The organism is Anabaena sp. UHCC 0451 (assembly GCF_034931405.1).
GTDB lineage: Bacteria > Cyanobacteriota > Cyanobacteriia > Cyanobacteriales > Nostocaceae > RDYJ01.
The window spans coordinates 64,841-79,266 of record NZ_JAYGHA010000021.1; the positions used below are offsets into that span (position 1 = coordinate 64,841).

General features: G+C 39.7%; 13 protein-coding genes. 8 read left to right on the forward strand and 5 right to left on the reverse strand.

Annotated elements, in window-relative coordinates; all coding sequences use genetic code 11:
* Positions 1-226 precede the first annotated feature (226 nt).
* From VB694_RS15770 to VB694_RS15785, 4 genes are all read left to right on the forward strand, one after another.
* Positions 227-643, forward strand: coding sequence for a XisH family protein (locus VB694_RS15770; protein WP_323361273.1), 417 nt, complete (start codon positions 227-229; stop codon positions 641-643).
* On the forward strand, positions 631-966 hold the full coding sequence (locus VB694_RS15775; protein WP_015079158.1) for a XisI protein: 336 nt from the start codon (positions 631-633) through the stop codon (positions 964-966). The genes VB694_RS15770 and VB694_RS15775 overlap by 13 nt, the downstream gene beginning before the upstream one ends.
* Positions 967-1,148: 182 nt before the next feature.
* The gene (locus tag VB694_RS15780; protein WP_323361274.1) at positions 1,149-1,412 is read left to right on the forward strand and encodes a transporter suffix domain-containing protein; all 264 of its coding nucleotides are present in this window, start codon (positions 1,149-1,151) and stop codon (positions 1,410-1,412) included.
* Positions 1,413-1,467: 55 nt separating this feature from the next.
* Positions 1,468-1,761, forward strand: coding sequence for a 4a-hydroxytetrahydrobiopterin dehydratase (locus tag VB694_RS15785; RefSeq protein WP_323361275.1), 294 nt, complete (start codon positions 1,468-1,470; stop codon positions 1,759-1,761).
* A gap of 268 nt (positions 1,762-2,029) precedes the next feature.
* Here VB694_RS15785 and VB694_RS15790 read toward each other — a convergent pair whose 3' ends face one another.
* Positions 2,030-2,644, reverse strand: a complete 615-nt coding sequence (locus VB694_RS15790) for a hypothetical protein (protein ID WP_323361276.1) — start codon at positions 2,642-2,644, stop codon at positions 2,030-2,032.
* Between the two features lie 541 nt (positions 2,645-3,185).
* Here VB694_RS15790 and rpsD point away from each other — a divergent pair.
* Positions 3,186-3,794 (forward strand): 30S ribosomal protein S4, encoded by a 609-nt coding sequence (gene rpsD, locus VB694_RS15795; RefSeq protein WP_323361277.1) that lies wholly within the window; start codon positions 3,186-3,188, stop codon positions 3,792-3,794.
* An 84-nt stretch (positions 3,795-3,878) separates the two neighbouring features.
* Here rpsD and moaA read toward each other — a convergent pair whose 3' ends face one another.
* Positions 3,879-4,865, reverse strand: coding sequence for a GTP 3',8-cyclase MoaA (moaA, locus tag VB694_RS15800; protein ID WP_323361278.1), 987 nt, complete (start codon positions 4,863-4,865; stop codon positions 3,879-3,881).
* A 111-nt stretch (positions 4,866-4,976) separates the two neighbouring features.
* Here moaA and VB694_RS15805 point away from each other — a divergent pair, with 111 nt between their 5' ends.
* From VB694_RS15805 to VB694_RS15815, 3 genes are all read left to right on the forward strand, one after another.
* A complete protein-coding gene (locus tag VB694_RS15805) occupies positions 4,977-5,807 on the forward strand; it encodes a FecR family protein (protein WP_323361279.1) in 831 nt (276 codons plus the stop codon).
* A gap of 37 nt (positions 5,808-5,844) precedes the next feature.
* Positions 5,845-7,425: a CHASE2 domain-containing protein gene (locus tag VB694_RS15810; protein ID WP_323361280.1), complete on the forward strand. Its 1,581-nt coding sequence runs from the start codon at positions 5,845-5,847 to the stop codon at positions 7,423-7,425.
* Positions 7,426-7,569: 144 nt separating this feature from the next.
* On the forward strand, positions 7,570-8,583 hold the full coding sequence (locus tag VB694_RS15815) for a hypothetical protein (protein ID WP_323361281.1): 1,014 nt from the start codon (positions 7,570-7,572) through the stop codon (positions 8,581-8,583).
* Positions 8,584-9,131: 548 nt separating this feature from the next.
* Here the strand turns inward: VB694_RS15815 and hetR are convergent.
* The 3 genes from hetR to VB694_RS15830 all read right to left on the reverse strand — a co-directional run bounded on the left by hetR (position 9,132) and on the right by VB694_RS15830 (position 14,396).
* Positions 9,132-10,031, reverse strand: a complete 900-nt coding sequence (gene hetR / locus VB694_RS15820; protein ID WP_323361282.1) for a heterocyst differentiation master regulator HetR — start codon at positions 10,029-10,031, stop codon at positions 9,132-9,134.
* 431 nt (positions 10,032-10,462) lie between these two features.
* Positions 10,463-12,646, reverse strand: coding sequence for an EamA family transporter (locus VB694_RS15825; protein WP_323361283.1), 2,184 nt, complete (start codon positions 12,644-12,646; stop codon positions 10,463-10,465).
* A gap of 490 nt (positions 12,647-13,136) precedes the next feature.
* A complete protein-coding gene (locus tag VB694_RS15830; RefSeq protein WP_323361314.1) occupies positions 13,137-14,396 on the reverse strand; it encodes an anion permease in 1,260 nt (419 codons plus the stop codon).
* Between the last annotated feature and the right edge of the window lie 30 nt (positions 14,397-14,426).

Genomic DNA, 14,426 nt, shown 5'->3' on the forward strand with positions numbered 1-14,426 from the left:
TTACAATTATGTTATGAGTAGAAATCTGTCCGCGCATATATAGTAAAATTTTCAAGTATTAGTATTATTATTCCTCCAAAATCAAAAAATCGTTAAATCCTCTCAATTGATTAATTAATTTTATCCTGTTAATCCTTAAATCCTGGACATCCTGATATGGCTTGCGCCACGCTACGCTATCAGAGCAAATAAAATAGAATAAAATACACGAAACAATAAAATATCTATGTCAGCAAGAGATTTATTTCATCAAGCAGTTAGAACCGCATTAGAAAAAGAAGGATGGATAATTACAGATGATCCCTTAGAGGTAGAATTAGAGGAGATAACCTTTAGAATTGATTTAGGTGCAGAAAGATTAATAGCGGCCGAAAAAGGAGAACAAAAAATTGCTGTAGAAATCAAAAGTTTTGCTAGTAACTCCGCAGTCAGTGAATTTCATACAGCATTAGGACAATTTCTTAATTATCAAACTATGTTAGAAGAAATTGAGTCAGAAAGAGAATTATATTTAGCTATTCCCAAAGATGCTTATATTTCTTTTTTTCAAACTCGATTTGCTAAAATTACTGTAAAAAAATATCAAGTTAAAATCATAGTATATAATCCAGATCAGGAGGTAATCATACAATGGCCAACATAGAACATTATCGTCAGTGTATTCAAACCATCCTCAAAGAACATGGTAAATTTAAGCCTAAATACGACGAAATAGATAATGAACTGATTTTTGATACTACTCATGATCATTATCAACTTATGCGTGTTGGTTGGGATGATTTAAGAAGAGTTTATCATAGCGTCATTCATTTCGATATTAAAGATAACAAAATCTGGATTCAACAAAACATGACAGAATCAGATTTAGCTCAAGAACTTGTAAATATGGGAATACGAAAAGAAGATATTGTTTTTGGTTTACAACCACCCTACAAACGTCCTTATACTGGTTATGGTGTAGCTTGATTTTTAAAGGTTTAATTTGTCATAATTATCCAGTAGATATTCATTTCACCACTCAGAGATTTTATGCAAATGAATTGACACTCTGCGTCTCTGCGTGAAACAAAAAATCTACAATGTAAGTTAAGCCACTCCAACCAAACAGATAAAAACACTAAACTCAGATTCTGTTACCAACAGAAAATATGCAAAAGCTGGGTTTGGTTTTAATCATTGTCTCATTTTCTCCGTGGTTAGCGATCGCCATAATTTTACCATTTCTACCAATTTCCGTAGCCCAAAAAGCCTTGTTAGTACCAGCGTTATTGGTTTTGGCTGAAGTTATATTTTGGTTTGGTGTGCTGTTGGTAGGTAAAGAAGTTGCCCAAAAGTATAAACGTTATTTGAGTTTCCGTTATCTAAACATACTCATCAAAAGATGGAAGCGGAAAAATAGAAAAAGATGGTAATTAGATAGAATAAGTATTGAGAAATATCTGTGTAAATTAAGAATAAATTAAGAAAATGGCAGCACACAAACTCAGCGAAACCGAACTACAACAAGCCCTCAATAGTTTACCCGGATGGCAAATTAAAGAAGGCAAATTATACAAAGAATACAAATTTAACTCCTTCCCTACTGCTTTGGGATGGATGGTGACAGTAGGTGTTCACGCCGAAACAATGGGACATCACCCCGAATGGTTTAATGTTTACAACACAGTCCGGGTAAGTCTTGCTACCCATGACATCGGTAATGCTATCAGTAATTTAGATGTTGGACTAGCTCAGAAAATGGAAGAAATATATAGTAAATAGGTGACAGGTGACAGGTGACAGTTAAGAGGGAATAGGGTTGTTAACTCTTCCCTGTCATGCCTATACTAAACACGGTTGAGACATGGACTTTTACAAAATTACGAAAAACCCAGATTTTTAGGGGTTTAGCTCCTGCTTTACCCCTACCCACAGAATCAAATGATTAAGCCATATTGAGTAGACCTGATACCCGTCATGTTTTATCTGAATTAGTAGGGTAGACTATTTGCTACCCTACAATTCTGGAAAATACAGCGAATTTTAACTGCTATCTACTGCCACCTTCGGTAGTTGATGGCATAGGAACAGTCTCAAAACGAGGCATTAATGTTGGTGGTATTGTAGATCCAGTCCCAGTGCTAGTATATTTTTGACTGGTATCAATACAAGTATCTAAAGACTGAATTGGGGTTAAATCAACTTCTTTGCTTAAGCCAACCACACATTCAGCAAAACTTACGGGCAATAAACTGCGTCCACAGTAGGTTAAAGTGGCTTGATTAATTGCCTGTTGATTAATCTTGCTAATGCCTACTACACAGGTGGCTAAATCTTCGGGACGACGGGCTTGACGACAGGAAGAAAGTGCTTCTGTGGGGTCGATTTGTGTCTGCTTTTTAATTTGAGTCACACAACTAGATAATTCTCTAGGCCGCAAAGCTGATGCACAACTTTGAGATGTGGCTTGTGCTGTAACTCCCGCACTTAATAATTGAGCCGCACAAACGCGATAATCATTTCTGTAAGAATCTATGACAGCTGGACTCGGTAGCATATTTGTGAATAATCCAGAGATGGCTACAACCGGGACTGTCAAAATTCTCCAGACATTCGGACTTTTTTGATTATGAAAACTGCTAATTTCTTTTTTGCGTTCTAACATAGCTATTCTCCAAACACCCAAGGTTATGCTAACTTAGAATCTGCTGAAACTCCTCTATATTCCAGGGATTTCGTCGCCATCGTTATAAATAGTCCCAAAAGCCTGATGATGCAACTTTTGACTATCAACCAATGCCAGGAGATTAATGTTGTCTCAGGTTAGACTATATTTAGATATTCTGTGGCAAAAACGACTCCATTGATAGTCAAAGTTGTATGAGCATTGACTAAACTTGTAAAAAGTCAGTCCTTTGCCAACAAATACTTTCAACGTACCGTGGGACACATGGGAACGTAGGTTAAAACCCTAGAAGCTTGGCAAATACTAGTTTGTGGGTATTGCCCTTATTCAAGCTAGTACAGTAGAAATGAAGTTTTTGGAGACTATTTTCACTAAATTATTTGCTGCAATAGCACGGAAATTTAGGATGGTCTTTTAAAAGACAAATCATTTCATCAAGAATCCTCTAGCTAATTACTACGAGGAATGTCATAATAGAATATTTGGTTAAAGTTTAAACAGGATTAAATTAAGGAAACTCATGTCCCGATATAGAGGGCCCCGCCTCAGAATTGTTCGTCGCTTGGGCGAATTACCAGGCTTAACTCGCAAAACTGCTAGACGTGCTTACGCACCAGGCCAACATGGTCAGAACCGCAAAAAACGCTCTGAGTATGCTATCCGTCTGGAAGAAAAGCAAAAACTCCGCTTAAACTACGGTTTAACAGAAAAGCAAATGCTCCGCTACGTTCGTAAAGCCAGACGTGTAACTGGTTCTACCGGACAAGTCTTGCTGCAATTACTGGAAATGCGTTTGGATAATACAGTGTTTCGCATGGGTATGGCTCCCACCATTCCCGCAGCACGTCAATTGGTAAATCACGGTCATGTCACCGTTAATGGTCGTGCAGTCAATATTGCCAGTTATCAGTGCCGTGCTGGGGAAGAAATTGCTGTTAGGGATAGAGAAGCATCCAAGAAATTGGTAGAAGCTAATTTGCAATATCCCGGTTTAGCTAACCTTCCCAATCACCTAGAATTTGATAAAAACAAATTGATGGGCAAGGTTAACAGTGTGATTGAAAGAGAATGGGTAGCATTACAAGTTAATGAACTACTTGTAGTGGAATACTACTCACGTCAAGCGTAAGTCAATTTTGGATTTTGGATTTACGATTTTGGATGTGAATTGTTTTTTTAATCCACAATCCAAAATCTAAAATCTAAAATTAGGTTATCCGCCAATTTGCGACATGGTACGGGTGTAAGAGCCGACAGTACCTGAGTCGCGTTGTTTAAAGTTAATTTCTGATTTAAAGTTTAATAAATTTCTAACTTGTTCTTGTAAGTGAGCAGTGCTAATACCAGCACGTAAAGAAGATTTTAAATCAATTTGACCAGTTTCATTTAATAAACAGGGACGTAACCAACCGTCAGCACTCAGACGGATTCGATTACAGCGATCGCAAAAACATTCTGACATCTGACTAATAAAACCTAGTGTTCCCTTAGCTCCCGGAATTTGAAACACATCCGCAGGACCATTACCACGAACTTGGGATTCTGTCAAGCCCCAACGTTGACGAATGCGATCGCGTAAATCAGCAGAAGAGATCCAACCGCGATCGCCAAATAATTCATCATTACCAATAGGCATAAACTCAATAAATCGGACGTGCCAATTTTTATCAAGAGTTAAAGCGGCTAAATCTAAAACTTCATGGTCATTAACGCCCGGTATTACCACCACATTTAACTTTAACGGTTCAAATCCAACATTATAAGCAGTTTGAATACCTTCCCACACTTGTTGCCAACGTCCACGGCCATGATTACCGATAATTTGCTCAAAAGTATCTGCATCAAGAGAATCTAAACTAATATTAATTCTTCTTATACCTGCATCATAGAGATTTTTAGCTATAGGTGCTAATAAAAACCCATTAGTAGTGATTGCTATATCTTCAGTTTGGGGAAGATGAGCAATTTTTTTTACCAAATTTACCACACCAGGACGGAGTAGAGGTTCTCCACCAGTCAAGCGAAAGCGGGTAAAACCGACAGGAATAAAAACTTCTTGAATCAGAGTGAGAAGTTCCTCATCAGTTAGTAACTGTTGTTTGAGGATATAGTCTAATTCTGCACCTTCTGGCATACAGTACAGACAACGAAAATTACAGCGATCAATTAAACTAATCCGTAGATAGTCTACCTGGTTCATTGTGATTTTGATTAAAAACGTCGGAGACTAACTTCTAGGGTATCTCAAACATTTGGAAACTTCTGGATCATCGCGTAAGTTAGATACAAGGGTAATCTAGAACGAAATCAGATGAAAAGACATTGGTTATTACTGAGTATATTTTTTGTTGTAGCGTTAACCATTAGTCAAGTATTAGCACAGGATAGATTACAGGTAAGAGTTAACCGCTTTTTAGAAGTTCGTAGTGTTTCTGGAGATGTCACCTATCAAAATAAACAGAGTTCCCAACCGGCTCGCATAGGTACAAAAATACAAAATGTAGGCGATCGCATCAGCATAGGAAAGCGTTCTAGTACCATGCTGGCGTTAGATACCAATATTGGTTTTTTGCAAGTTGCAGAAAACACAAAACTGCAAATTCAAAAAATGCAAACTACCAATAATGGTGGACGTATCACCCACTTACAGGTGAAAGGTGGACAGGTACGAATCAAACTGCGTCCCTTTACACATAGAGATTCTAGCTTGGAAATTGAAACACCAGCAGGAATTACAGGAGTCCGAGGTACAGAATTTGGTGTGAGCGTGCAACCAAGTGGTAAGACAGGGGTAGCAACCTTGACAGGGAGTGTAGCAACATCTGCTCAAGGTCAAACAGTATATATAAATAAAGGTTTTCAGAGTATAGTAATTCCTGGGGAACCGCCATCACCACCTATGCCCTTAAGAAATGATACCCGCCTAGACGTGAGGTTTTTGGCAGACCAGGGAAATCAACAGGTGCGAATTGCAGGTAAAATCGATCCAGTCAACTTGGTAATTCTGGGGAATCAACCACTGACTACTGATAAAAATGGAACATTTGATACTGTAGTGCCGCTTCCTGCTAATCGCCGTATTGCAGTAACTGTGACTACACCTTTAGGTAAAAAGCAGGATTATGAATTAGCGGTTCCTTAAAGTAGAGGAGACGCTTGTTTTGTACTTTCTTCAATATGTGAATAAATTTTTTTGGCGATCGCTTCCTGGTTGGATAGCAATGCTAATAGTTACTTTGCTGCTTTTCCTGGGAGTTTTTCAACCACTGGAATGGATCATATACAACAATCTATTTCAGATGCGGGGAGCTATTAACTGGGATGAGCGCATAGTCTTGGTAGCCATAGATGATAAAAGTTTAAATGAGTTTGGGCAGTTTCCCTGGTCACGGCAAAGATACATTGAGTTATTAAATGTCTTAGATCAAGCACAGCCCAATGTAGTTGCATTCGATATCATTTTTTCTGATCAAAGTCCTGATGATGTGATGCTGGCCAAGGCAATAGAGCAACATGGTAAAGTGGTACTAGCTCAAGCATGGGATACTGAAGGAAAACCGTGGCAGCCCAGACCAGAACTGAAACAAGCAGCCATTACTACCGGGCATATCCTGAGATATAAAGATGGGGACGGTATGCTTCGCAAGGTCGAAACCGAAATCAAAGGTGTTCCCTCATTAGGAATAGCGTCTCTAACAGCCTATAATACATTTGCGGAAACTCCCCCTCTTAAAAATATAGAGCGTCCTTTATGGATAAACTGGATCAGTAAAGCTGATGATATACCGCATTATTCCTTTGTGGATGTAGTCAGGCAAAAAATCCCCCGTGAGAAATTTGAAAACAAAATAGTGCTAGTAGGAGTTACTGCTCCTGGTATTGATGGGTTAACCACTCCTTTTGATTATGATCCGCCTACAGGTGGAGTATGTGTACACACCACAATTATTAGTAATTTTTTAAAAGGTAACTTTCTTCACCTTTTACCCCCAGGTGGGTGGGTGATGTTATTGATGCTGGGGGGACCGGGGTTAGCTTGGGCGACGGCTTACTGGCGAACTAGGGAAAAATTAGGATTTTTTGCTGTTTTTTCGATTATTTGGGTATTTCTCAGTTTACTGATGCTAAAACTCAGTTATTGGCTACCCGTGGCTGCACCAATAGTTCTAGTTGGGATGACTATTGGCATTGTAGCCCTACGCGAACATAGGAAAATTAAGCTAGATAATCAATCTCTTCTATATCTTGCTAACTATGATGGACTCACACAAGTTGCTAATCGTCGTCGGTTTGATGAGTATCTTCAGCAACAGTGGGAACGCATGACTAGAGAAAAATCCTCTTTATCGCTGATTTTATGTGATGTAGATTTTTTCAAGCGATATAACGACACCTATGGACATCAAGCGGGAGACGTTTGTTTAAAAAAAGTTGCTCAAGCCATGACTCAGGGTATCAAAAAACCAACTCATTTAGTAGCTAGATATGGGGGAGAAGAATTTGCTGTGGTTTTACCTGATACTAATGAAGAAGGCGCGTTGCAGATAGCAGAAGCAATTCGTTCTCAAGTTCAAGCTTTGGCTATTCCTCATGAAGCTTCTCTGGTTAGTTCGCAGGTGACTCTGAGTTTAGGTCTTGCTAGTATCATCCCTAGTTCTGATCTGACACCAGCACTGTTGATCAAAGCCACAGATGAAGCACTGTACCAAGCTAAAAAAACGGGACGCGATCGCTGTTGTGCTTTCATAAAGTTGGTTTAAAAATCCTATTCACCTAATTTTTAATTTTTCAATTATAATATTTACCTGCTTATTGTTGCCTATCCTGTGTAAGTACGCAGAATTTGTGACAGTTACTTAATCGCATACACTAACCAGCTATCCATCGTGCAAGATACCGACTCTATGAATGACCTTGCTGCTGCACTGCAACAGCCAGTAGACTTAGATTTTGAATTACCAGATCCTGAAGATGAACAAATTGCTGAGTCTGACTTTTTACAGCAGTTAGATGTAGCTTGGCAAGTATGCGATCGCTTTGATTTGCAAACGGAAATTTGGCGGGGTCGCATTTTACGCGCTATCCGTGATCGAGAGAAAAAAGGCGGCGATGGTAGGGGTACTGGTTTTCTCAAATGGTTGAAGGAACGGGAAATTAGTAAAACTCAAGCCTATTCCTGGATTCAACTTGCTAACAGTGCTGATACTTTAATTGAAGATGGCAAACTTGACCCGAATACGGTCAATAATTTTAGTAAGCGGGCATTTGTGGAAACCGCCAAAGCCTCCCCAGAAGTACAACAGATGGTGAGTGAAGCCGCCCAAAAAGGCGATCGCATCACCCGCAGAGAAGTCCGTCAACTCACGGATGAATGGACTGCCATGTCCTCAGATTTGTTACCTGAACCAGTTAAGGAAAAAGCCGCAGATAATAGCCTTCCTGCCCGCTACATTGCCCCTCTGGTTAAGGAAATGGAAAAACTGCCAGAATCACACCAGAAGGCTTTACAAAGAGATATAGCCGAAAATCCTGATGTGGATACTCTCAAACAGGCAACTACAGAAGCTAGACAATTAGCAAAATATCTCAAATCTGCTGTCCAAGTACAAGCACTGACAGAAGAAAATGTAGATATTGAAACCGCATTGGAAGAAGCGCAAAGAATTGGCTGTTTGAGTATCGCTGCTGACTTAGTAAATCAAGCCTCGCAAATGGAACAAGGTATAGCTAAATTATACATGACTTGGAAAAAAATCAGTAACCTAGCTGATAGATTGTACGTTGATACTGGTGCAAGTACACCCAATTTGCGATCGCTCCTCAGTTGCGTTGAACCACTAGGAGGGGAAGTTATGGAAATTAAACTTAGTGGTGCAACTGAACATCATATTAGATTACAGATTCAGGAAACGAATTAGGGGATTGGGGATTGGGGACTGGGGACTGGGGATTGGGAATTGGGAATTGGGAATTGGGAATTGGGAATTGGGAAGAATAACTAATTCCCTCGAATTTGCGGACTACTACCACTATGTGAGAACTTTGCTTTCCACACATATTAGCCCTACTTATGAATTGAATCAAGGCTATGAAAACTAGATATTTTGGCTGTAATGTCAGGAAAGGTTTATCAGTTTAAAAACCTGTTGATGTGTCTTAGTCTTAATCCAGTTGTTGACACTTAATTTACAACTAGATGTCAGAAATTGGACTTGTAAATATTAACATACAAGATATAACAGGGAGATGAACGCAGTTATTAATCTTAGGGATGAAGGACTACGCCACTTGTTTCAATCCGGGAAACCCTTCCAACGCAGTGGCTCACAAATTTTGACCTCTGGAAAGGGGTATCAAGCCAGTCTTCCAGATGTAAGTCGCAGTCATAGAGGATGCGAGAAATCTACCACTACGCTTTCTGTTAGGCAGGAAGCGCACACTGTAAATTCAGGTCAGTGTGGGTAGTTTACTCGTCTTGATTGCCAAAAACCATTTGTAAAATCATGGGTATACCTCCATCTTGGTGATATTTATCTGCCCAAGCCCGAATAATCTCATCTAGTTCTTCCATAGCTTGCTGCATTTTTTCCATGGGGATATCCAGTTCTTCCACAGCACGCATAGAATGGGTTTTTCTTTCTGCCCAATCTTTCATCATGCGGAAATAACGTGCAGTGTCTTCGACCATTGTGTAAGTACGTTCTTGGTCGTCTGCTGGGGCATAGAAAGGACGAGTCAGGGCATAGAAAGGCATTCCCCAAGGTGAATCAATGCGTGTCACTGTACCTGAGTAGAGTAAACGACGCTTGATATGTTCTGCCAAGGCTTCACTCAGGGGCATTTGGTGGTGTTGTGGTAACTCCTCTTGCGATCGCTTATGTAGAAACTCAATTAACTCTAAAAATTCAAAGGAAGTTACTAATTGAGCATCAGGCAGATTTTTGGGTAACTTGCGCTCAATTTGTTTTTTCTCTTCACCAGTTAAACTTGTTCCAGGAACACGGGATCTGCCTGGTTGCCAAGGATATTTTTCCATCCAGACATAAGGCAATTGAATCAAATAGCGGGGTTCTTGGGAACCCAACATTTTTAGTAATTTACCTTCAGTCAGAGCTTGTCTTACTTCTTCGACAATGATTTTAACTCTTTTTGGCTCTAGGTGGTGCAAATGCCCAGTCATTCGCAGGTTTTGTCCCTGCTCTAGATAGGTCATGTAAATTGCACACTTCGCTGCTGTTGCGGCTGCATCTAAAAATGCTCCATGCCTATGCCCACTTGTACGCATGGCACTAAAAGCCAGATAAAGCATGATCTGATCCATCGCACTCGGACCAAGACGTTTGATCAGAGCTATGTCGTTAGTCATATTCACAGACAGATGAATGGCACGTTGACGATAAGAATGGTAGTCAAATTTAAACTACTAATTATACACCCAATTGCAATTTTTGTCTTCACTCGCTATGAAGATTTATTGTGCTTTCACCATGAAATTGCTATGGTGCTAAATTACTGAGGGTGCAAATCACTAATGTTTAACAACAAAGGTAAGGCTCATCACTAATTATGGTATCGTGCTACATCAAGTTAAAAATAATTGATATAGCTAATTAGGGATAAACTGATGCGCCTTGAAATTGCTTTTTTGCCAGATGAAATACCTGCTGGCTACCCAATCATGAAATTAAGCTATAGTCTAGAACCCAATTTACCATAATTTAGAAATATGAGAATTATTTGAGGAGGTCAAAGCTAAAATTATCGCCTCGAATATTCACTCTCGTTTTTCTTGATCATTTAATTCTTGGAACTAGAAGATTTCACTTGGTTTTGCATTTTTTCAAGGCTGATACCAACAGCACCACCAGTTACTAATAAGACTCCCAGAATTTGCAGAAGATCCAATTTTTCCTGAATCATTAATCCAGCAAAAATCACGGTTAAAACTGGGATAATAGCACCGATTATAGCAGACCTTGGTCCCCCTAATTTGCGGATGCCAAAATTGTTGAATAAATAGCCGCAAAGAGTGAGTACACCCAACATAAAACCACTTAAAATCACTTCCAGTAAATTCGATGATCTAATGGCTAAACCCCAATCACTTGGTAAAGGTACTAATAAGCAGACAAAGCTTAATAACAACATGGTAGCGAAGTTAATTAAAGCAAAAGAAACCGGATGGAGTTTCGGAGCGCACAACCTAGTAAAAATTACGTAAACAGCAAAAGCTATTCCGGATGTAATTCCAGAAATAATTCCTAAAGAGGTATTACTCGTAGCAGTTGAATAACTACCCAAGATTAATAATTGACCACAAAAAATACTAGAAATTGCAATAGCACTGAATAAACTAGGGCGCTCACGAAAGAGAAACCAGGCTAAGAGTCCGGTCATCATGGGATAGATAAAAAACAGGGAGATGGCGACTCCGGTGGTAACTTGACCAATAGCAATGTAAATCAGCACTTGGGATAAAAACAAAAAGCCGCCACTCACGACCGATAACCATAACACCTGTTTTGTTTTTTCCTTACCAGGAGCAGCATTTTTGCCTACTGAATCAAATAGATTTTGTAGGTCTTGCCAAACTGGAGGATGTAAAATGGGAGCCAACAGTAACATCAAAGGCACAACCACTAATAACCTGAGCATCAAGATTAAGAAAATATTCCCCAAGGTTGGTAAGAGCAACTGCTGTGATTCAAAGCCTCCCAGTAGATCCGAACCTTGATAGAAAAGCGCCTTAACAACAACGTTGTAGAGGGATGACATTATTGTTGACAACACAACTAGTAAAAAACCGACCTGAACTGGAGACCAGTTTGGGGAATTGCGGGATCTTTGTCTTAGGGGTGTTAGTTCTTGCTTTGGTGGTATTGAGGATGATTTTGGTGTTGAGTGTGTTTGTGAAGTGTCAGGAGTAAAGACAGAAATTGGCTCTGGTGGCTTTTCCTGGGATGGCTTTTCTGATGTTGACTGAGTTTGTGAGGTGTCAGGAGTAAAGACAGAAATTGGTTCTGGTGGCTTTTCCTGGGATGGCTTTTCTGGTGTTGACTGAGTTTGTGAGGTGTCAGGAGTAAAGACAGAAATTGGCCCTGGTGGATTTTCCTGGGATGGCTTTTCTGATGGTGACTGAGTTGGTGAAGTGTCAGGAGTAAAGACAGAAGTTGGTTCTGGTGGCTTTTCTGGTGTTGGTGGTAATGTCACCACAGCCGCTGTTGATGAATTTTCGCTTTTTGGTAAATCCTGAGAAAGTAAAGAAATTGGTTCAGTAACTATTCTCTCTGAGGATTTTTCCAAGAAACCGTTTTTGTGTGGTTCGCTTAGTTGCAAAACAGTTGGTGAACCTCCTGTCACAACTTTTAAAGGATTTGCTTCTTTGGTTTTCTCCAGTTCTCCTTTGAGACGATTCACAAAGTCTGCTAAGATTTCTTCCCCTTGCTGCTGTTGATCGTACATTCGTAGCAACTGCTGGGAAAGATGACTTTGATAATTTTTTAATTCTTGTTGGAGCGAGCTAAAGGCAACTGTGACAGTATCATCTAGATTGTTCAGCATTTGGCTGACATTTTCACTGATATCACTGGCTACTGTAGAATTGACTTCAGCCGACTTGAGCATCTCACGGTTGGAAGATTCCCCTGTAATTGGTTGGTTAGCTAAAGTCTTGAGTGAAGATTGTAGTTGGGAAGATATATGTTTTGCCAAAACTTCAGCCAGCTGACGAATTAAAACTTGCTGTTCGGTAATTTGTCGAGCTTGCTGTAATTTTTCTTTTTCATCTATTAATCGTTGGATATCATTGGCTAAACGAGTTTTTTCAGCCTCCATCCGCTTTACGTCGTCTTGTAAAGACCGAAGCACGTTCTGTTGCAGATTTTCTAAATCTTCAACTACATCCCAGAGGGCATTTTCTGCGGCTCTGGATAGGTCGCCTCTGATTCTTGGGTTCTCTGGTCGCTTTTCAAATCGCCCCATTAGTTTCTAACCTCTAACACCTTGACGATAAATCAGTTATCAGTTATCAGCCGGAAAACTAATAACTATTCACTGTTCACTGTTCACTGTTCACTGTTTACTGTTTACTGTTCACTGTTTACTGTTTACTGTTTACTGATAACTGTTTCAAAGCCTTGCAGATTGGTAGGTTGTTAAAAACCAAATTTGTGCGAAATGTAAATTGCGTGACAGTTTCCGTTGCTGTGAGGAGCTAAAGTATTTTTTTGGGAAAAATGGAAGATAATACTATCTCCTGCTCAATATTCTAATAAATGACTAGCAATTCTGCAAAAATAAGCTTTAGTTTTCGGACTCATCGCAGAATATAGCAGTTTGCAATTGGCTAGAATTCGGGTTGAATGTAGGGAACACGGAAATTTTTGTAGTGAAACAGTAATCTTACTTACACCGTAACCGGAGAATGTATTGTATTCAAAATGAGAACTCTAGGTAATAATCTCCATAAATTTCATTTTAAATTTAATATGATCCGGATGATACTGAATATTGTGGCGCTGATTGCAGCACTGATTGGGACTGTAATTACCCAGGCTGCGGCGATTCCTTGGAGTGTTTGGAATTTAATGGATTTGAGGTTTTGCACCAGTCCAATACCCACAACACTACCAACGAGGGCGTGAGAGGTAGATACAGGTAAACCTAACCGGGAAGCTAATAAAATGGTAGTGGCTGTGGCTAGTTCAGCACAAAATCCGCTGCTGGGTTGTAAAGATATGATATTTTCGCCAATTGTGGCCATAACTTTTTTGCCCCATATTGCTAAACCTGTGACAATGCCAACACCACCAAGGATCATAATCCATAAGGGAATGGTAATTCCATTGTTGGGGACGCTATGTGTTTGATTGATGTAGGAGATGACGGCTAGGGGCGCAATTGCGTTTCCTACGTCATTTGAACCATGAGCAAAGGCGACAAAGCAAGCACTTAATAGTTGAAACCGTCCGAATAATTGCTCAATGGGATTAGGGATTGGGGATTGGAAAAAAGATGCTTGAGTGTCTTGAAGTTTTTTCCAACTATAAAGTGTAAGTCCTATTGCTGCTGTTGCACCTGTGAAAATAGGGATGTCGTGCGCTGGGATGTTGAAACCGACTTTCTCAATTAAAAAGTTTGTCAGTGGTTGAGTTAAAGAAGGTAGAACAATTACACCAAATGTACACAGTAAAATTACGCTTAACCAGGGAATCCATTCTTTTAATTGCAATATTGGATGAGGTTGGTTTAAAATCCAGCGTTGAATCAAACTATAAAAAAAAGCGGCAACAATACCACTAATTACAGGTGTTAATATCCAACCAATGGTAATTAAACCAATAGATGACCAATCTATGGCATTTATTCCTAATGCTACCCAAGTAAAACCTGCGATCGCACCGACGACTGCATGAGATGATGAAACTGGTAAACCCAATGATGTGGCTATTTGCAACCATACCCCTGATGATATCAGTACTGTTGCCATACCTAAAGCTAGGGTTTGCGGTGTGGTGGTAAATAGTTCGGGGTTAGCAATTTTCGTCCCCAAGGTTTCTGTTACCCCATGTCCGAATAATACTGCACCTGTAAATTCTAAGATGCCGGCAATAATAATTGCTTGTTTCAATGTGACGGCTTTAGAACCTACGGATGTTCCCATGGCGTTAGCAACGTCATTTGCACCCAGGTTAAAGGCGACGTAGAAGGCTAAGAAAGCAATTATAATCATAATTGTCTGAATCAGGACACCCTTCGGGAA